Here is a 19,589-nt window from a genome sequence, read left to right on the forward strand (position 1 = left end):
GGGCGCGGCCGGCACTCACCACCAGGCGGAGTCGAGCCGGCTCTCGATGGCGCGGAGGTTGGCGCGCGCGCAGTCGACGCAGAAGTACTGTCTGGTCCCGTTCTCCACGGAGCAGGTCCAGGTGGGTGGGGCGCCGGCCGGGGCCTGGGCGCCGCAGCGCGCACAGTCGACGGGCGGGGCCTCGGTTCCCGGCGGGGCCGGGCGGGGCTTCGGCTGGTCCACCTCCAGACGATATCCCCGCCGGGGCGGGAGGCGGTCCGCAACGCACCGGGGGGACCGGTCCGTTCGGACCGGTCCCCCCGGGTGTCTCAGCGGGAGCGGACGCTCCCTGCTGCCTGTGGCGCTGCTTCCTTTGCGCTCTTAGTGCATGACGGCCATGGCCAGCGCGCGCCGGGCGCGCAGCGAGACGCGCTCGGCTCGCTTCTGCATGCGCCGCGCGGCGACCACGCGCAGGGCGCGACGCTCGCCGTCGACCTCACGCATACGGTCGGCCATATGGGCACGAGCCATGGCTTCTGGGATGAGTTGCATTTCGCGGGTCCTGTTCTGGCGCGAGGTGATCGCGCCGGCGGTGATGAAGTCTGCGGTGGCGGAGCCGTGCGGCTGCTCGCTCGTGGTGGCGTGGGGGGACATGAGGGCCTGCTTCAGGGGGTCGCGCGTGAGGGGGCGGTCGATGGTTCCGTTGGCGGTCATGCCGCGACAACCGGGTTCTTGCGCGGACGGCCACGGGGACGCTTCCGGGCTACGACGACACCCTGGACGAAGAGCTCGCCACCCCAGACACCCCAGGGCTCGCGGCGCTCGAGCGCACCGGCGAGGCAGGCCTCGACCAGCGGGCAGGTGCCGCAGAGGGACTTCGCGTACTCGACGTCCGCCGGGGACTCGGCGAAGAAGACCTCGGGGTCGTAGGTGCGACAGGCGACGGGTACGCCGAGGTTCTCGATGGCGTCGTCGAGCGCGGTCAGCGCGGTGAGGGGAGTCAAGGTGGAGTCCTCCGGGACTGCGGGCGGGGAGAGGGTCTGGGACTTCGGTACGGACGGGGCGTGCGCTTCGAGTTGCACGGTGGTTTCTTCCTCGTCTTTTGCGTCTGGTCGTTCCGGCCGGTCGGCCGGGGCTGCTGGTCTACCTCGTCACACCGACTGACTTGCCAGTCCCGAGGCCCCTTCGCTCCGTCGCCCCCTGTTCGGGGACAAACAGAAGGGCCGCGGATCCCGGGTGGGGTTCCGCGGCCCTGAAGGCGCCGGTCTGATCATGCGATCAGACTGGATCACTCCAGGGTTCAAGCCCGCGGTGGGCCCACATCAGGTGGTGCTGCTTCTTCGTCTGCTTCGTCTTGGATCCGGCACCGGCTGCGGCCGCAAAGCCATAGGCGCCATGCGCCTGCGCTTCTGCTGCCAGTACTGCCACCGGTGCCTGCGCCGGTCGCTCATTGCGCTCACTGACCAGCAGCGCCACGGGGGCGGCGATCAGGGCGGGGCTGCCGGCGCAGATCGCGGACAGACCGGTACCCCTGAGGGCAGCAAGCGTGGAGGAGCCGAGCGTGCAGGAAGCGGCAACCGAGCGATCGGTCATTTTGGTGGTGGTGATGAAGCTGGTCACTGGTCTCGCCTCCTCTCGGCGTCTCGGGGACCCGGCCCGGAGGCCTGGTCCCATGCGTATTCGGATAAGTACAGCACGGATCCGGGGCTTCGGAGAAGCCACCGTTTCCGTTGCTAAGAACCTATGGGGATTCGCTGGGCATGTGCAAACTATTTTTCCGACGAGTTTCTACGCGCCGTCAGGATCCGCCCCCTCCGGCTCCCCACCTGCGCAGATGGCCAGCACATCGGCTCCGTACCGCTCGAGCTTGCGCGCACCCACTCCGGAGATCATCGCGAGCTCCCCCGGCTCGGCGGGCGTGGCCTCCGCGATCGCCATCAGCGTCTTGTCCGTGAAGACGCAGTAGCCGGGCATGCCCTGTTCCTTCGCCTGGACGGCGCGCCAGTCGCGCAGCCGCTCGTAGAGCCCTTCGTCCATGTCCGACGGGCAGTCCTCGCAGCGCATCAGCTTCAGCTCGCCGGCTTCGGTCAGCGTCTTGCCGCAGACCCGGCACAGGACCGGGCCGCGGCGGCCGCGCTTGCGGGCCGGTCCCGTGCCGGCGGGCCCGCCCGCGCCGCCCGCCGCGGTTCCCGGGGCCACGGAGCCCGGCCGCAGGCCGTTCAGGAAGCGGCTGGGCCGTCGGGACCCCCGGCCGCCCGGAGCCCGGGAGAGGGCCCAGGAGAGCGTCAGGTGGTGCCGGGCCCGGGTGACGCCGACGTAGAGCAGCCGGCGCTCCTCCTCGATCTGCTCGTCGGTCTTGGCGTAAGTGATCGGCATCATGCCGTCGGTCAGGCCGGCGAGGAACACCGCGTCCCACTCCAGGCCCTTCGCCGCGTGCAGCGAGGCGAGGGTGACGCCCTGGACGGTCGGCGCGTGCTGGGCGGCCTTGCGCTCATCGAGCTCGGCGGTCAGGTCGGACAGGTTGGCGCCGGGCCGGGCGCGGGCGAAGTCCTCGGCGAGCCGGACCAGCGCGGCCAGCGATTCCCACTGGTCGCGCACGGCGCCGGAGCCGGCGGGCGGCTCGCCCGTCCAGCCCGTCGAGCTGAGCACGGCCCGGACTTGGGAGCCGAGCTCCACGACGTCGTCGAGCAGGGGGTCGTTGCCGCCGGAGCGGGCGGCTCCGCGCAGCGCGAGGATCGCCTTCTGCACCTCGCCTCGCTCGAAGAAGCGCTCGGCGCCGCGCAGCTGGTAGGGGACCGAGGCATCGGCGAGGGCCTGCTCGTAGACCTCGGACTGGGCGTTGATGCGGTAGAGCACGGCGATCTCGCCGGCCGGGACGCCGGCGGCGATGAGGTCGCGGATCCGGCGGGCGACGCCCTCGGCCTCGGCGGGCTCGTCGGGGTACTCGGCGTAGACCGGGTCGGGGCCGGGCTCGCGCTGGGAGACCAGTTCGAGGCGGTGCTCGGCCGCGCGCCCCCTGGCCTGGTTCAGCAGGCCGTTGGCGAGGTGCACGACCTGCGGGGTGGAGCGGTAGTCGCGCACCAGCTTGACCACGGTGGCCTGCGGGTACTTGGTGCGGAAGTTCAGCAGGTGGTCGGGGGTGGCGCCGGTGAAGGAGTAGATGGTCTGGCTGGCGTCGCCGACGACGCAGAGGCTGTCGCGCTCGCCGAGCCAGAGGTCGAGCAGGCGCTGCTGGAGCGGGCTGACGTCCTGGTACTCATCGACCACGAAGTGCTGGTACTGGGTGCGGATCTGCTCGGCGATGTCGTGGCGGTCCTGCAGGATGCCGACGGTGAGGAGCAGCACGTCCTCGAAGTCGATCATGCCGCGGTCACGCTTGAGCTGTTCGTACATCCCGTAGATCTGGGCGATCTCGGCCAGGTCCCGGGGGGCCTCGCGGCCCGATTTGACGGCGGCCGCCGGATAGTCCGCGGGCACTGTTTGAGTGACCTTCGCCCACTCGATCTCGCCCGTGACGTCGCGCAGCTCGTTCCGGTCGAGGCGGACGCGGCAGCGGGCGCCGGCCTCCGCGACGAACTGGATCTTGCGCTCCAGCAGCCGGGGCACATCGCCGCCGACCGCCCTGGGCCAGAAGAACTGGAGCTGGCGCAGCGCGGCGGAGTGGAAGGTGCGCGCCTGCACCCCGCCGGCGCCGAGCTCGCGCAGGCGGCCGCGCATCTCTCCGGCGGCGCGGTTGGTGAAGGTGACGGCCAGCACGCTCGCCGGCATCAGCTGCCCCGAGCGGACCCCGTAGGCGATGCGGTGGGTGATCGCCCGGGTCTTGCCGGTGCCCGCTCCGGCCAGCACGCACACCGGCCCGCGCAGGGTCGTCGCGACCTCGCGCTGCTCCGGGTCCAGGCCCAGGAGCACCGCGTCGGCCGAGTCGGCGCCGGCCGTGAAGGATGAGGAGTGCGTTGCTGATGTCACCCCGCCATGCTGCCAGGTCTCGTGGGGAGGGCGGGAAACTCGTCCACAGGCTCGCGGGTGCGGTCGTATTTACGGACCGGGAGCGGCCCGCTCACGGACGAGGGGCCGCGCGGGGGAATGGCGGCGCGGTCCCGTGCGTTCGAGTACTCGGACCAACGAGCCTTCACAGAGGAGAGCGCAGCATGCAGGACACGGGCACGGTCACGATGTACAGCACGACCTGGTGCGGCTACTGCCGCCGGCTCAAGAGCCAGATGGACCGCGAGGGCATCGCCTACACCGAGATCAACATCGAGCTCGACCCGGCGTCCGCGGCGTTCGTGGAGAAGGCGAACGGCGGCAACCAGACGGTTCCCACCGTGCTCGTGACGTCCTCCGCGGGCAGCGAGTCGGTCATGACCAACCCGTCGCTGGCCCAGGTCAAGCAGGCCCTCGCCGTCTGACCGGCGCCCGCCCCGCCGCGCGCACAGGAAAGGCCCCCGCCTCGGCGGGGGCCTTCTGCTGTGACGAACGTTACGCCGTGGGCCTCGGCAGCGGCTCGCCGTACCAGAGCTCGACCAGCCGGGCCGCGATGGAGATGCCCGCCGGCGGGAGCACCTCGCCCGCCTCGATCGCCGCGCGCAGGTCCTCGCGGGAGAACCAGCGGGCCTCCTGGATCTCCTCGCCGTCGACGTTGATCTCGGAGGTGGTGGCGCGGGCCGTGAAGCCCAGCATCAGGCTGTACGGGAACGGCCAGGGCTGGCTGGCGACGTAGTCGACCTCGCCGACCTTGACGCCCGCCTCCTCCCACACCTCGCGGATGACGGACTGCTCGATGGACTCGCCCGGCTCCACGAACCCGGCCAGCGTCGAGAAGCGCCCCTCCGGCCAGTGCACCTGGCGGCCCAGCAGCGCCCGGTCCTGCTCGTCCGTGACCAGCATGATCACGGCCGGATCGGTGCGCGGGTAGTGCTCGGCGCCGCAGCCCGGGCAGCGGCGGATGTGCCCGGCGGCCGCGACCACCGTGCGCTCGCCGCAGCGCGAGCAGAAGCGGTGCATGCGCTGCCAGTTCTCCAGCGCCACCGCGTGCACCATCAGCCCGGCGTCCCGCGGGGAGAGCAGCATGCCGGCCTCGCGCAGGCCCGCCGGGCGGGCCGACTGGTCCATGCGGCCGGGCAGCGAGTCCTTCTGGAGCGCGAAGTACCGTACGCCGTCCTCGTCGGTGCCCAGGAAGTACCGGTGGGTCTCGGTGACCGGGGCTTCGAAGGCCGGGGTCATCAGGATGCCGGTGCCGCCGTCGGGGGTGTCGTCGACCAGGACCTGGCCGCCCGAGACGACGAAGACGCGGGTGCTCGGGTGGCTCCAGGCGGCGGCGAGCCACGCCTCGTCGAGGCGGTGGTGCGCGGCCCGGTCGATTCCGCTGGGCGCGGCCAGCGAGATCGGGCGCTCGTGCTCGGTATGGGTGCTCACAGGTACTTCCAACTCCCCCGGTGGCGGGACACGGGCAGGCTCAGCAGGACGGTGTGCGGCGGGCGGTGACGGCGGCGGATCAGGCGGTGACGGCGGCTCCAGCGGGCCCGGCGGGTCCGGCGGGCTTCCAGTGGGCGGCCAGGTCGCCCCAGAGGTACGCCGTCGTCTCCACCCCCTTGGCGAGCAGGTCGAGCTCCACCTTCTCGTTCGGCGCGTGCCAGCCGTCGGAGGGCACGGAGATCCCGAGGAAGAGTACGGGTGCGGCCAGCACGTCCTGGAGGTCCGCCGCCGGACCCGAACCGCCCTCGCGGGTAAAGCGGATCTTCTGCCCGAAGGCCCGGCCCATGGCCCGGACGACCGACTGCAGCGCCGGGTGGTCCAGCGGGGTCAGGCACGGCCGGGTGGGGGCGCCGAAAGTGATGGAGTGCCGGATTCCGGCGGGGACGCGCTCCGCGACCCAGCCCGCGACGGCGGCCTCGATCGCGTACGGGTCCTGCCCTGAGACCAGGCGGAACGACAGCTTCAGGTGCGCGGAGGCGGGCACGATGGTCTTGCCGCCGGGACCCTGGTAACCGCCGCCGATGCCGTTGACCTCGGCGGTCGGGCGGGCCCAGACGCGCTCCAGCGTGGAGTAGCCCGCCTCGCCGGCGGCCGCGTACGACTTGGCCGTGCGCAGCCACTCGCCCTCGTCGAAGGGCAGCTCGGCGATCAGCTCGCGCTCGGCGTCCGTGAGCTCGGCGATGCCGTCGTAGAAGCCGGGGACCGTGACCCGCTCGTCCGCGTCGTGCAGGGCCGCGACGAGGCGGGCCGCGACGGTGGCCGGGTTCGGCACGGCGCCGCCGAAGGCGCCCGAATGGATGTCCTGGTCCGGGCCGTACAGGTCGATCTCGCAGTCGGCGACGCCGCGCATGCCGGTGCAGACGGTGGGGGTGGTCTCGGACCACATCCCGGTGTCGGAGACGATCACGATGTCGGCGGCGAGGCGCCGGGCCTCGCGCTCGACCAGGGCGCGGAAGTGCGGGGAGCCGGACTCCTCCTCGCCCTCGACGATGAGCTTGAGGTGCACGGCGGGGGCTGCTGCGCCGGTCGCGGCCAGGTGCGCGCGCACGCCGAGGGTGTGGAAGAACACCTGGCCCTTGTCGTCGGCGGCGCCGCGCCCGTACATCCGGCCGTCCTTGACGACCGGTTCGAATGGGTCGGTGTGCCAGCCGTCGGCGAGGGCGGCGGGCTGCACGTCGTGGTGCCCGTAGACCAGGACGGTGGGCGCGGCGGGGTCGTCGCTGGGCCAGTGCGCGAAGACGGCGGGCGCTCCGGGGGCGTCCGCGGTGCCCGTCCGCCAGACCTCGGTGACCGGGAAACCGGTCTCCTTGAGCTTCGCCGCCAGCCAGTCGGCGCTGCGCCGTACGTCGTCCGCGTGCTCGGGCTGGGCCGAGACCGAAGGGATGCGGAGCCACTCGGCGAGGTCGTCGAGGAAGGCGGCGCGGTGCGTGTCGATGTACGTGCGGACGACGCTGTCCGCCGGGGTGTCGCTCATGGACACGAGCCTAGCCTTCTGTTCGGAGGTCGCTTTCCGTGTCCGTTTTGCCTTGGAGGATCTGCTCAAGACGCGCGCGGCCGGGGAGGTTGCGGGGGCGGACGACGCGGCCGCTGCGCACGTGCAGGAAGGCGGCGGTGACCTCGGCGAGGGGGGTGTTCGTGGCCTCCGCCCAGGCCAGGCGGTAGACGGCGAGCTGGAGGGGGTCCGCCTCGGCCGTCCGGCCGGTCTTCCAGTCGACGATCTCGTACGTGCCGTCGGGGCCGCGGTACACGGCGTCGATCCGGCCGCGGATCACCCGGCCCGCGAGGGTCAGCTGGACGGGGACCTCCATGCGGTACGGGGTGCGGTCGGCGTACTCGCTGCGCTCGAAGGCGGCCTTGAGGGAGTCCAGGTCGGCCTCGTCGGCGATGTCCTGGCCGGATTCCGCGCCGGCGCCGGGCAGCTCGGTCGCGGGGTCGAGGACATCGAGGAGCGGGAGGGGGAGCTCGTCGAAGCGGGACTCCACCCAGGCGTGGAAGCGGGTGCCCTGGCGCGCGGCGGGCTGCGGGGGCTTGGGCATGGGGCGGGCGAGGTCGCGGACGAAGCCCTGCTCGTCGGCGGCGAGGCGCATCAGCTGGCTGGCGGAGAGCGCGGCGGGCAGCTCGACGTCGCGGACGGCGGCCCTGGCGCGGCGGAGCTCGCCCTCCAGGGCGTCGAGGTCGCGGTCCCAGGAGGCGATGGCGCGGGCGTCCTCCGGGGTGAGGCCGGCCGGCGCGGCGGGGCGCGGCTCCGCCGGGGCCTCGTCCCGGGCCTGCGGCCACAGGTCCTGCCCGGCGGGCGCCGGGGCCCGCGGCCAGAGGTCGCCGGCGCCGTCGTCGGCGGGAGCGGCCTCGGGCCGGAGGTCGTCGTCGGCGGGGCCGGGGTCCGGCCAGGCGGGCTCCTCCTCGTACGCCGGGTCCTCGCAGTCCGGGGGCCAGAGGTAGCCGTCCTCGTCCGGGGACGCGGACGTGTACGGGGACGGGGACGGGGACGCCTGCGTCGACGCCGGCGCCCGTGGGGAGGCGGCCGCGGCGGTCAGGTGGGATTCGACGAGGGCCGCCGCCGCGCGGCGCAGGGCCAGGGACCCGGGGTCGAGCGGGAGGGGCCAGGAGGTGTCCGGGGTGGACTCGGTGGCCAGGGCCGGGTTCTCGGCGCCGGATTCCGGGGTGTCGGCCCAGGCCTCGATCTCGCCGTGGCCGGACACGCAGTGGTCGTACAGCGCGGAGAGGAAGGCGGAGGGGCCGCGCGGCTTCTTCTGTGTCGGACCCCACCAGTGGCCCGAGGCCAGGAGGAGCGAGCGGGGCCGGGTGAAGGTGACGTAGCCGAGGCGGAGCTCCTCGACGGCCTTGTGGGACTTGAGGGCGGACTTGAAGGCCTTCATGCCCTGCGAGGTCCACTCCGGGGCGGGCGGCAGGGTCGGCGCGTCCCCGCGCAGGGCGTACGGGAGGACCTTCGCGTACGAGGTCCAGGCCTCCGGGGCCTTCTCCTTGGGGAAGGAGCCCGCGCACAGGTCGGGGACCACCACCACGTCCCACTCCAGGCCCTTGGACTTGTGGGCCGTGAGCACCTTGACCGTGTTCTCCCCGCCGGGCAGCGCGTGGTCCAGGCCCTTCTCGTACTGGGCGGCCGTGCGCAGGAAGGCCAGGAAGGCCAGGAGGGAGGCCTCGCCGTCGAGGGAGGCGAAGCCGGCCGCCACGTCCATGAAGCTCGACAGGGTCTCCCGGCGGCGGGCCGCCAGCGCGTGCGGGGACGCGGCCAGTTCCACATCGAGGCCGGTCGCCGACAGCACCCGGTGCAGTACGTCCATCAGCGGGTCCGCGAGTGAGCGCCGCAGGTCCCGCAGCTCCTGCGCGAGGTGGGCGAACCGGACCCGGGCGGCGGCGGAGAAGGGGAGCTCGTCGGGGCCGGAGCCCGAACCGGAGCCCGGGCCCGAACCGGAACCGGATCCGGAGCCGTCGAGGAACGTTTCGAGCGCATCGGCCAGTGACACGATCTCCGCCGGGTCCACGCCCTCCACGGCCGCCGCCAGGCGGTCGTCGGCGTCGCCCTCGCCGCCCGGCCCGCGGGCGATCAGCGTGCGCGCCCGGCGGCCCAGCAGTGCCAGGTCCCGCGCGCCGATCCGCCAGCGCGGCCCGATGAGCAGCCGGACCAGGGAGGCGTTGGCGCCCGGGTCCTGGAGGACCTCGCAGACGGCGACGAGGTCCGCGACCTCCGGGAGGTGGAGGAGCCCGGCGAGCCCGACCACCTCGACGGGGACGTCCCGCTCGACCAGGACCGCCTGGATGCGCGCGAAGTCCCCGGCCGAGCGGCACAGGACGGCGATCTCGCGCGGCTCCGTACCCGTGCGGACCAGGTGGGCGACGGAGTCGCCGAGCCAGTCGAGCTCCTGCGCGTGGGTCTCCAGCAGGGCGCAGCGCACCGTGCCGTCGTACTCGGCGCCCGGCGCGGGGCGCAGGGCCTCGACGCCCTCGTGCATCGCGCGGAGCGGGGCGGCCAGCTCGTTGGCCAGCTCGAGCAGGCGGCCGCCGCTGCGCCGGTTCTCGCTGAGGGAGAAGCGGGTGGCGGGGCTGCCGTCGGCGTGCGGGAAGTGCTCCGGGAAGTCGTCGAGGTTGGCCACGGAGGCGCCGCGCCAGCCGTAGATGGCCTGGCAGGGGTCGCCGACGGCGGTCACCGCGTGCCCGGTGCCCGCGCCGAACAGCCCGGACAGCAGCAGTCGCTGCGCGACGGAGGTGTCCTGGTACTCATCGAGCAGCACCACGCGGAACTCCTCGCGCAGCAGCGCCCCGACCTCGGGCCGGGTGGTGGCGAGCTGTGCGGAGAGGGCTATCTGGTCGCTGAAGTCGAGGAGGTCGCGGGATCGTTTGGCGGTGCGGTAGCGCTCGGTCAGTTCCAGCAGTTCGAGCCGGCCGCGCACGGCCTCGGGCACCTTGCGCAGGTCCTCGTTGCTCAGCTTGGTGCCGGCGAGGACGGAGAGCAGCTCCGTGTCGTACGCGCGCAGCCGCTCCGGCGGTACGAGGTGCTCGGAGAGCTCCCCGTCGAGCGCGAGCAGGTCGCTGACCAGGTCGGGAAGGGATTTGGTGAGCGCCGGATACGGTCCGGGGGCCTCGCGGAGCACCCGGGCGGCGAGCTGGAAGCGGGTGGCGTCGGCGAGGAGCCGGGCGCTGGGCTCCAGCCCGATGCGCAGGCCGTGGTCCTTCAGGAGCTGTCCGGCGAAGGCGTGGTACGTCGAGATGCGGGGCTCGCCGCCCGCCGAGTCGGCCTCGGCCGGGGAGGGGTCCGGATCGCTGATGCCGGCCCGCGCCAGGGCCCCGCGCACGCGCTCGGCGAGCTCGCCGGCGGCCTTGTTGGTGAAGGTCAGGCCGAGGACCTGCTCGGGCGCGACCGCGCCGGTGCCGACGAGCCACACCACGCGGGCGGCCATGACGGTGGTCTTGCCGGATCCGGCGCCGGCCACGATGACCTGCGGGGCCGCGGGGGCCGTGACGCACGCCATCTGTTCGGGCGTGAAGGGGATCCCCAGGAGCTCCTTGAGCTGCTCGGGATCGGTGAGTACCGGAGGGGCGGGCGGACGCGCGGACACGTAAAAAGGCTAGCCGCCCGCACCGACACTCCCCGCCGTCGGCCGGACTACTCCACCGTCTGGCGGCCTTCGGGACGGGCGCTGCACGCGTTGCGGAAGGAGCAGTGGTCGCAGTGCTTGCCGAGGACGGGGGCGAAGCGCTCCTCCAGGACCCGGCCGGCGGCGGTGGCGAGGAGGTCGCCGACCCACTCCCCGGAGGAGCCGCCCTCCAGGGCCTGCTGCGCCTGGATCTTGGGGACCGTGTCGCCGCCCTCGCGCTGGGCGGCGCCCTGGCGCAGCTGCACGAGCTCGGCGCCGCCCGGTTCGGGGCGCAGTCCCTCGAAGACCTCGTCGACGGCGCCCTCGCGCACGGCGAGCTGGTAGACGGCGAGCTGCGGGTGGCGGTCGACCTCCTTGGCCGTCGGCGCGGACTTGCCGGTCTTGAAGTCGACGACGTACGCGCGGCCCTGCGGGTCCGCCTCGACGCGGTCCATGGAGCCCCGGACGCGGACGGCGTACTCGCCCGCTTCGAGCGTGACGTCGAAGTCGTGCTCCGTGGCCACGGTCGCCCGGCCCCCGCGGTCGGTGGTGTGCCAGCGCAGGAAGCGCTCCAGGGCGGCGCGGGCGTTGTCCTTCTCCTGGCGCGATTTCCAGGGGGCGTCGAAGGCGAGCGAGTCCCAGACGGTGTCGAGGCGTTCCATCAGGACGGCGAGGTCGGCGGGGGTACGGCCGGAGGCGACCTCGTCGGCGAGGACGTGGACGACGTTGCCGAAGCCCTGGGCGGCGGTGGAGGGGGCGTCGGCCTTGACCTCGCGGCCCAGGAACCACTGGAGGGAGCAGGTGTTGGCGAGCTGGTCCAGGGCGGAGCCGGACAGGGCGACGGGGCGGTCCCGGTCGCGGAGCGGGACGCTGCTGCGGGTGGGCTCGTACAGGCCCCACCAGCGCTGCGGGTGCGCGGCGGGGACGAGCGGGCGGTCCTCGTCGTCGGTGAGCACGGCGAGGCGGGCGAGGCGGCGGGCGGCGGCCTCGCGGAGCGCGGGCGAGGCGGCGGGGTCGACGGTGGTGGCGCGGAGCTCGGCGACGAGCGCGGGGACCGCCAGGGGGCGGCGGGGGCGTCCGGTGACGTCCTTGACGGGTGTGCCGAGCTCGGTGAGGAAGCGGGAGGGCTGGTCCCCGTCGTCGGCGGGGGCCTTGACGGCGGTGACGACGAGGCGGTCACGGGCGCGGGTGGCGGCGACGTAGAAGAGGCGGCGCTCCTCGGAGAGGAGCGCGCCGGGGGTGAGGGGCTCGGCGAGGCCGTCGCGTCCGATGCGGTCGGCTTCGAGGAGGGAGCCGCGGCGGCGCAGGTCCGGCCAGAGCCCTTCCTGTACGCCGGCGACGACGACGAGGGACCACTCCAGGCCCTTGGAGCGGTGCGCGGTCATGAGGCGGACGGCCTCGCGGCGGGTGGCGCGGGGGGTGAGGGTGTCGCCCGCGATGTCCTCGGCTTCGAGCTGCTCGAGGAAGTTGAGCGCGCCCGCTCCGCCGGTGCGCTCCTCCGCGCGGGCGGCGGTGTCGAAGAGCGCGCAGACGGCGTCGAGGTCGCGGTCGGCGTTGCGGCCGCCGGGCCCGCCCCGGCGGGCGCCGCGCTCCAGGCGCTGCGGCCAGGGGGTGCCGTCCCAGAGGGTCCACAGGACCTCTTCGGCGGTGCCGCCGCCGGCGAGGAGTTCGCGGGCCTTGCGCAGCAGGAGGCCGAGGCGCTGCGCTCCGCGGGCGTAGGAGGGGTCGTGCGCGACGAGCCGTTCGGGCTCGGCGAGGGCGCGGGCGAGGAGTACGTCGGAGGGGGCGGGGGTCTTGATCCCGGCGGCCCGCTCCTCGTCGCGCAGGGCGCGGCCGAGGCGGCGCAGGTCGGCGGAGTCCATGCCGCCGAGCGGCGAGGCGAGCAGGACGAGCGCGGCCTCGACCCCGATCCACCCCTCGTCCCGGGCGTCGGCGTCGGCGGGCGCGTCGGCCGGGTCCGGCGCCCGGTCGGCGTCGGCGGGCCCGGCGGCTTCCGCGCCCTCGGCGGCGTCGCCCGCCCCGGCCGCCTCGGCGGACCCGGCCGGCTCGGCGGACCCGGCCGGCTCGGCGGACCCGGCCGGCTCGGCGGCTTCGGCCCCCTCGGCGGGCTCGGCGGCTTCGGCCGGCTCGGCGGACCCGGCGACTTCGGCCGGCTCTGCTGGCTCGGGGGACCCGGCGGCTTCGGCCCCCTCGGCGGCTTCGGAGGGCTCGGCGGGTTCGGCCGGCTCGGCGGGTTCGGAGGGTTCGGCCGGCTCGGCGGGTTCGGAGGGCTCGGCGGGTTCGGAGGGCTTCGCGGCCGGTTCCGGCTCCGGGGCGGTTTCCGCTCCGGTCAGCGCGAGGATGCGCAGGGCCGTCAGGAGGGGGGCCACGGCGGGTTCGTGGCGCAGCGGGATGTCCGTGCCGTCCGTCTCGGCCGGGACTCCCGCCGCGATCAGCGCGCGGCGCATCTGCGGGAGGGTGCGGCCGCCCGCGCGGACCAGGACGGCCATGTCCTGCCACGGCACGCCCTCCTCCAGGTGGGCCCGGCGCAGGATGTCGGCGATGTTGTCGAGTTCCGCGCCCGCGGTCGGGTAGGTGGACACCTCGACCCGGCCGCCCTCGCGGGTCGACGCGAGCGCGCGGTGGGCCCGTACCGCCGCCGAGGGCAGGCGCGGCATCGGCATGCGCGCGGTCAGCTGCCGGGTGGCGGCCAGCAGCACGGAGGACGAGCGGCGCGAGACGGTGAGGGCCCGCACGGCCGCGCCCGGGAAGGAGGTCTCGAAGTCCAGGATGTTGTTGATGTCGGCGCCGCGGAAGGCGTAGATCGACTGGTCCGGGTCGCCGAAGGCGGTCAGCCGGCCGGCCGGACCGGCCAGCGCGCGCAGCAGCCGCAGCTGCGAGGCGTCCGTGTCCTGGTACTCGTCGACGTAGATCACGTCGTACAGGGAGGACACCTCGGGCGTGCGCTCGGCCAGCAGCACGGCGCGGTGCAGCAGTTCGGCGTAGTCCAGGGTGCCCTGGAGGTCCAGGACGTCCAGGTACTCGGAGAGGAAGGCCGCGGCCGCCTTCCAGTCCGGGCGGCCCAGGCGCGAGGCGAAGTCGGAGAGGGCGGCCGGTCCCAGCCCCAGCTCGCGCGCGCGGGCCAGCACCGCGCGGACCTCGTCGGCGAAACCGCGCGTGGTCAGCGCGGCCCGCAGGTCGTCCGGCCAGCGGATGGCGGCGCCGGGGCGGATCCGGCGCTGGCCCTCCAGCAGGGAGCGGACCATGACGTCCTGCTCCGGACCGGAGAGCAGCCGCAGCGGGTCCGCGAACAGGTCGGTGTCCTGGTGGGCGCGGACCAGTCCGTAGCAGAAGGAGTGGAAGGTGGTGGCCTGCGGGGCGCGGGCGCCGCCGAGCCGCAGGGCGGTCCGGTCGCGCAGTTCCACCGCGGCCTTGCGGCTGAAGGTGAGGATCAGGACGCGGGCGGGGTCGGTGCCGGCCTCCACGCGGGCGGCGACGGCCTCGACCAGTGTGGTGGTCTTGCCGGAGCCCGGTCCGGCGAGCACCAGCAGCGGGCCGCCCGTGTGGTCAACCACCGCGCGCTGTGCTGCGTCCAGCACAGGGGGATCCACCCGCTGCGGCCCGGTGCGCACCAGGCGGTACGCGTCGGGGGTCCGCATGCGCCGCCGCTCGGAGCGGTGGCCGTCGGAGGAAGAGGTGTTCACGTGGGGTGCCGGTCCTGGTGGGTCTGCGGGCGTCGCGGTGGTGCCGGCCGGAGCCGAAGAGGCAACGCTACGGCAACCCGCGCGCCCCGCGCAGTGCCATCCGGTCCCACGCATCCCTCGTACGGGGCTTCGGACGTCCCTTCGACCGCCCGTTCGGGCCGCACATGGCCGAAGCTGTCAGATGTGACCTTCGTCCCGCGCTGCGTCCCCGCCGTGCCCGTCCCAGCGCGCCCGCCGCATGTCGAGGCGCGGTTCGCCGTCACCGGTCAGGCGCAGCGCGGTGGCCTCGGCGCGGTAGTGCTCCAGCGCGCGCGCCTCACTGCCGGGCAGCGGGCGGCCGTCCGCCCGCACCACGCGCCACCAGGGCACGGCTCCCCCGTACAGCGCCATCACGCGGCCGACCTGGCGGGGGCCTCCCTCGCCGAGCCACTCGGCGATGTCGCCGTACGTCATCACCCGGCCGGGCGGAATCCGCTCGGCCGCCTCCAGCACCCGCTCCGCGTACGCGGGCAGCTCTTCGCTCATTCGGCCCATGGTGCCGCACGGGACGGGCACGGGTGTGGAAGCCCGGGTTCCGTACCGGCTCGCACCCTGATGCCCCGGTCGGCCGCCGGTCCGTGCCACCATCTTCCGGGCGGTGACGCGTGATACGTGATCAAAAAGAGACGGCAGTGACGGGAAGGGAGCAGGGTGTGAGTCCTCCGGACGGAGACTCCAGAGACGCCGGGGACTCCACGGGCGCCGGAGACACCAAGGGCCCCGAGAACCCCGCGGCCGGGGACCCCGCGGCCGAGGACTCGCCGGGCCACCCGGACTCCACGGGCCCCACGGGCCCCACAGGCCCCACAGGCCCCACAGGCTCCCCGGCGCCCGCGGCCCCGCACGACCACACGCCGGCCGCCGTCGACCAGGTCGAAGTGGACGAACCGCTGCTGGCCGCCCGCGTGCACCGCCCGTCCGACCTCGTCCGGCTCCTCGTCGGCATCCTGGGCATCGCCCTGGTCCTCGGCATCGCCGCCTTCGCCCAGCGCACCACCGCGGGTCTGGAGCAGGACATCAGCGACGGCACCGGCCAGGCGCCGGACATGCTGATCAAGGTCGCCGGACTGGTGTCCAGCATCGCCGTGCTCCTCGTGCCGGTGGCCTTCGCCATCGAGCGGCTGATCAAACGCGACGGGCTGCGCATCGCCGACGGCGTGCTCGCCGCCGTCCTCGCGCACGGCGTCACCCTCGCCACCGACCTGTGGGTCTCCCAAGCGGCCTCCGAGACCATCCAGGACGCCCTGACCCGCCCCACCGGAGCCGGCGGGGCCCTCACCGACCCGGTGCACGGCTATCTCGCGCCCGTGATCGCGTACATGACGGCGGTCGGGATGACCCGGCGGCCGCGCTGGCGGGTCGCGCTGTGGGTGGTCCTGCTGCTGGACGCCTTCGCGATGCTGGTCAGCGGCTACACCACGCCCTTCTCGATCGTCCTGACCGTGCTGATCGGCTGGAGCGTCGCGTACGGAACGCTGTACGCGGTCGGCTCTCCGAACGTGCGGCCCACCGGGCAGAACCTCCTCGCCGGGCTGCGCCGGGTCGGCTTCCAGCCGGTCAGCGCGATGCGGGCCGAGTCCCCCGAGGGGCCCGACAGCACGGATGTCAGCGACCGCGGCCGGCGCTACCACGTCACGTTGGAGGACGGCCCGCCGCTCGACGTCACCGTCGTCGACCGGGAGCAGCAGGCCCACGGTTTCTACTACCGGGTCTGGCGCCGGCTGACGCTGCGCGGCATCACCACCCGGCGCAGCCTGCAGTCGCTGCGCCAGGCCCTGGAGCAGGAGGCACTGCTCGCGTACGCGGCCATCGCCGCCGGGGCCAACGCGCCCAAGCTCATCGCCACCTCCGAGCTGGGCCCGGACGCCGTGATGCTCGTCTACGAGCACCTGGGCGGCCGGAGCCTGGACCAGCTGGCCGACGAGGAGATCACCGACGAGCTGAGCCGCAACGCGTGGCAGCAGGTACGGGCGCTGCAGTCGCGGCGGATCGCGCACCGGCGGCTGACCGGGGACGCCCTGGTGGTGGATCGTTCCGGCACCGGCACCACCGGCACCATCACCCTGACCGACATGCGCGGCGGCGAGATCGCGGCCGGCGACCTCGTGCTGCGCATGGACATCGCGCAGTTGCTCACCACCCTCGGCCTGCGGGTCGGCGCCGAGCGTTCGGTCGCCTCGGCGGTGTCGGTGCTCGGTCCGGACGCGGTGGCGGACTGCCTGCCGCTGCTCCAGCCGATCGCGCTGAGCCGCTCCACCCGGGCGACGCTGCGCAGGCTCGCGCGGGAGCGAGCGGACCGGGAGCGGGAAGCGGTACTAGAGTCCTCGCGGGCGGCGAAGGCGGCGCGCGGGGCCGACTCCGCCTCGTCCGCGGCGCGCTCGGCGGCCGACCGCAAGGCCGAGAAGAAGGCGCTGGACGATGCGCTCGACGGGGCCCGCGAGGAGGACCTGCTGAGCCAGATCCGCCAGCAGGTGCTGTTGATCCGCCCGCAGGCGCCGGTGGAGCCGGCCCGGCTGGAGCGGATCCGGCCGCGCACCCTGGTGTCGTTCATCGCGGGCGCCTTCGGTGCGTACTTCCTGATCACGCAGCTCGCGCACGTGGACTTCGGGACGACCATCAGCGACGCGCGGTGGGGCTGGGTCGGGGCGGCGCTGGGCTTCTCCGCGCTGACCTACTTCGCCGCGGCGATGAGCCTGCTGGGCTTCGTGCCCGAGCGGGTGCCGTTCCTGCGGACGGTACTGGCGCAGGTCGCCGGATCCTTCGTGAAGCTGGTGGCGCCGGCGGCGGTCGGCGGGGTCGCGCTGAACACCCGCTTCCTGCAGCGGGCGGGGATCCGGCCGGGGCTGGCGGTGGCCAGTGTCGGCGCCTCGCAGCTCTTCGGCCTGGCCAGCCACATCCTGCTGCTGCTGTCCTTCGGCTATCTGACGGGGACGGAGAAGACGCCGGAGATGACCCCGTCGAGGACGGTCATCGCGGGTCTGCTCACGGTGGCGGTGCTGGTGCTGGTGGTCACGGCCGTGCCGTTCCTGCGCAAGTTCGTGGCGACCCGGGTACGGGCGCTGTTCGCCGGAGTGGTCCCGCGCATGCTGGACGTGCTCCAGCGGCCGCAGAAGCTCCTGACGGGCATCGGCGGGATGCTGCTGCTGACCGGCTGCTTCGTGATGTGCCTGGACGCCTCGATCCGCGCCTTCGGCGGCGGCGAGGCCATCAGTTACGCGAGCATCGCGGTCGTCTTCCTGGCGGGCAACGCCCTCGGTTCGGCGGCGCCGACCCCGGGCGGCATCGGCGCGGTGGAGACCACGCTGACGCTGGGCCTGATCGCGGCGGGGCTGGACGGGCAGGTCGCCGCGGCGTCGGTCCTGCTGTTCCGGGTGATGACGTTCTGGCTGCCGGTGCTGCCGGGGTGGATCTCGTTCAACTTCCTGACGCGCAAGGAAGCGATCTAAAGCCTTGGAGTCCTGTCGGTGACCCTGCCTAGGGTGGCCGGATGAACGGGATACGGATCGTCGCGGACCGGGCCGAGTGGCGCAAAGGCTTCGAGGAGCGGGTGCTCTGCGGGTACCGGGCCGCGGGCTGCTCGGAGCCGCTGGCCAGGGCCCTGCTGGACAAGGCGCTGAAGGGGATCGACGACTGGACGGTGGCCACCGACGGCACCGGGTGGATCGCGGTCGGGGTGGACGGGGACGGCGGGGCGGCCGTCGGCCGGATCCACGATCTGACGGCGGTGGCCGGGGGCGCGGCGGCCGGACGCGCGTGGGCCGAGCGCTGGTGCGCCGGGCAGGGCGCCCGGCGGGTGGAGGTCCGGCTCACCGGCGGAGCCGGAGCGGCGGCCTTCGCCGACTACCCCGTACGGGGCCAGAACCGGATGCGGGCGGCGGCCGAGCGGCCCGGGCTGCCGGCGGGCCTGACGGTGCGCCCGCTCACCGAGGCGGAGTACCCGGGCTGGTACGCCGGCGAGGAGGCCGCGTACGTCGCGGACATCGTCCGGGCCGGAGCCCTGACCGCGGAGCAGGCCAAAGCCAAGTCCGACGAGGACTTCGCCCGCTTCCTGCCGCGGGGCATGCGGACCCCGGGGCACGCCTTCTACGCGCTGGAGGCCGGCGGTCAGGTGATCGGCACGGGCTGGGTCAACCACGGGTTCCTGCCGGGCGTGACCTTCGGCTTCTCGCTGGAGGTGTACGAGGAGCACCGCGGCAAGGGCTACGGCCGGGCGGCGATGGCGGTGGGCGAGTGGGCCACCCGGCAGGGCGGGGACGAGGCCATGATGTTCAACGTCTTCGGCGGCAACAAGGTCGCGATGGGCCTGTACGACAGCACCGGATTCGCCGTGCTGGACGAGATCCGCTCGCGCGCGCTCTGACGGTCAGAAGACCAGCAGGAGCGCGGTGAGCAGGCCCGCCGAGGCGGCTAGCTCGATCGCCCCGACCACCGGCACCCTGACCCCGCGCCCGGGCAGGGCGACCGCGCGGGCCAGGTAGGCCGCGAAGGGGATCGCCAGCCACGGGGAGAGCAGGGCCGCCAGGGGCACGGCCGCCGCGTGCCAGGCCACGGAACCGCACAGGTGCGTACGGGAGCCGCGCTCCCTGATCATCGTCTTCACGTACGGCACCGTGCCCCCGAAGTACAGCAGGCAGGCGGCGGCGGGCGCCCACGGCAGGCCGCCGCCGCCCAGCCGCGCGGCGACCAGCAGCATCCCGCACGCCGGGACCACCGCGGCCAGCCCGTTCACCAGGGCCCGCTCGCGGTTGCGGGAGGCGTACCGGGTGTTCACCGCGAGGAAGGGCGCCGCCGCCGCACCGGCGAGCAGCAGCCAGGGGTGCAGCACCACCAGCGGGATGCCCGCGAGCGCGCTCGCGGCGCCGAGGACGAGTGCCGGGCGGACGTGGCGCCGGGCCACCGCCGGACGCCGCGCCGCGACCTTGCGCAGGCGCAGCCACTGCTGTGCGTGGAAGACCGCGGCGTAGCCGAGCAGCCAGGCCGCCAGGAGCGCCGCGTGCCGCGGGCCGGGGTGCGGGGAGAGGAACGTGCCCGCGAGGAACGGCACGGTGAGCATCGCCCACGCCCCGTGCTGGTCCGGGATCCAGGAGGCGTTCTTCGGCGGCACGTTCCCGGCCTTTCGCTCGACGGAATTCGGAAATTGGCATTCGGAGCCGTAATTTTCCGGTTCCGCCCCGGAGTTGACCCTTTTCAGGGTGGCATCCACTCGGCCTGTGAAAGACCGGAATTAGGTCATGGCCGTACGGGACCTTTGTCATCGGATTCGCCCCGGGGCCGGGCGTAGCGTCGTGTGCGGGTCATCTTGCCCGGACCGCACGCACCG

14 protein-coding genes are annotated in these 19,589 nt (G+C 74.1%); 3 read left to right on the forward strand and 11 right to left on the reverse strand.

Annotated elements, in window-relative coordinates; translation table 11 throughout:
- Positions 1-15: 15 nt before the first annotated feature.
- The 5 genes from DRB89_RS14880 to DRB89_RS14900 all read right to left on the reverse strand — a co-directional run bounded on the left by DRB89_RS14880 (position 16) and on the right by DRB89_RS14900 (position 3,945).
- Positions 16-222, reverse strand: coding sequence for a hypothetical protein (locus tag DRB89_RS14880; RefSeq protein ID WP_112451935.1), 207 nt, complete (start codon positions 220-222; stop codon positions 16-18).
- A 138-nt stretch (positions 223-360) separates the two neighbouring features.
- Complete coding sequence (locus tag DRB89_RS14885) at positions 361-693, reverse strand: hypothetical protein (RefSeq protein WP_112451934.1); 333 nt, start codon at positions 691-693, stop codon at positions 361-363.
- Positions 690-1,061 carry a WhiB family transcriptional regulator gene (locus tag DRB89_RS14890; RefSeq protein ID WP_112451933.1) on the reverse strand — a complete coding sequence of 124 codons (372 nt, stop codon included), beginning with the start codon at positions 1,059-1,061 and terminating at the stop codon, positions 690-692. The genes DRB89_RS14885 and DRB89_RS14890 overlap by 4 nt, the downstream gene beginning before the upstream one ends.
- Before the next feature lie 196 nt (positions 1,062-1,257).
- The gene (locus DRB89_RS14895) at positions 1,258-1,599 is read right to left on the reverse strand and encodes a hypothetical protein (protein WP_112451932.1); all 342 of its coding nucleotides are present in this window, start codon (positions 1,597-1,599) and stop codon (positions 1,258-1,260) included.
- A gap of 168 nt (positions 1,600-1,767) precedes the next feature.
- On the reverse strand, positions 1,768-3,945 hold the full coding sequence (locus DRB89_RS14900) for an ATP-dependent DNA helicase UvrD2 (RefSeq protein ID WP_204357885.1): 2,178 nt from the start codon (positions 3,943-3,945) through the stop codon (positions 1,768-1,770).
- Positions 3,946-4,127: 182 nt separating this feature from the next.
- On the opposite strand from DRB89_RS14900, the gene DRB89_RS14905 reads away from it, so the two are divergent.
- Entirely contained in the window at positions 4,128-4,388 is a 261-nt protein-coding gene (locus DRB89_RS14905) for a mycoredoxin (RefSeq protein WP_112451930.1), read from the forward strand.
- Positions 4,389-4,458: 70 nt separating this feature from the next.
- Here DRB89_RS14905 and nudC read toward each other — a convergent pair whose 3' ends face one another.
- The 5 genes from nudC to DRB89_RS14930 form a co-directional block, all read right to left on the reverse strand.
- Complete coding sequence (gene nudC, locus DRB89_RS14910; protein ID WP_112451929.1) at positions 4,459-5,394, reverse strand: NAD(+) diphosphatase; 936 nt, start codon at positions 5,392-5,394, stop codon at positions 4,459-4,461.
- Between the two features lie 79 nt (positions 5,395-5,473).
- The gene (locus DRB89_RS14915) at positions 5,474-6,928 is read right to left on the reverse strand and encodes a dipeptidase (protein WP_204357883.1); all 1,455 of its coding nucleotides are present in this window, start codon (positions 6,926-6,928) and stop codon (positions 5,474-5,476) included.
- Positions 6,929-6,938: 10 nt separating this feature from the next.
- Complete coding sequence (locus tag DRB89_RS14920) at positions 6,939-10,529, reverse strand: ATP-dependent DNA helicase (protein WP_239516149.1); 3,591 nt, start codon at positions 10,527-10,529, stop codon at positions 6,939-6,941.
- Positions 10,530-10,576: 47 nt separating this feature from the next.
- On the reverse strand, positions 10,577-14,185 hold the full coding sequence (locus tag DRB89_RS14925; protein ID WP_112463858.1) for an ATP-dependent DNA helicase: 3,609 nt from the start codon (positions 14,183-14,185) through the stop codon (positions 10,577-10,579).
- 222 nt (positions 14,186-14,407) lie between these two features.
- Positions 14,408-14,764, reverse strand: a complete 357-nt coding sequence (locus DRB89_RS14930) for an MGMT family protein (protein ID WP_239516150.1) — start codon at positions 14,762-14,764, stop codon at positions 14,408-14,410.
- A 158-nt stretch (positions 14,765-14,922) separates the two neighbouring features.
- On the opposite strand from DRB89_RS14930, the gene DRB89_RS14935 reads away from it, so the two are divergent.
- Both DRB89_RS14935 and DRB89_RS14940 read left to right on the forward strand, forming a co-directional pair.
- Positions 14,923-17,715 (forward strand): lysylphosphatidylglycerol synthase transmembrane domain-containing protein, encoded by a 2,793-nt coding sequence (locus tag DRB89_RS14935; protein ID WP_239516151.1) that lies wholly within the window; start codon positions 14,923-14,925, stop codon positions 17,713-17,715.
- Between the two features lie 41 nt (positions 17,716-17,756).
- The gene (locus tag DRB89_RS14940; protein ID WP_112450040.1) at positions 17,757-18,629 is read left to right on the forward strand and encodes a GNAT family N-acetyltransferase; all 873 of its coding nucleotides are present in this window, start codon (positions 17,757-17,759) and stop codon (positions 18,627-18,629) included.
- Between the two features lie 3 nt (positions 18,630-18,632).
- Here the strand turns inward: DRB89_RS14940 and DRB89_RS14945 are convergent, their stop codons facing one another.
- Positions 18,633-19,373: a YwiC-like family protein gene (locus DRB89_RS14945; protein ID WP_239516152.1), complete on the reverse strand. Its 741-nt coding sequence runs from the start codon at positions 19,371-19,373 to the stop codon at positions 18,633-18,635.
- Positions 19,374-19,589: the final 216 nt, after the last annotated feature.

The organism is Streptomyces sp. ICC4, from assembly GCF_003287915.1.
Classification (GTDB): domain Bacteria; phylum Actinomycetota; class Actinomycetes; order Streptomycetales; family Streptomycetaceae; genus Streptomyces; species Streptomyces tritrimontium.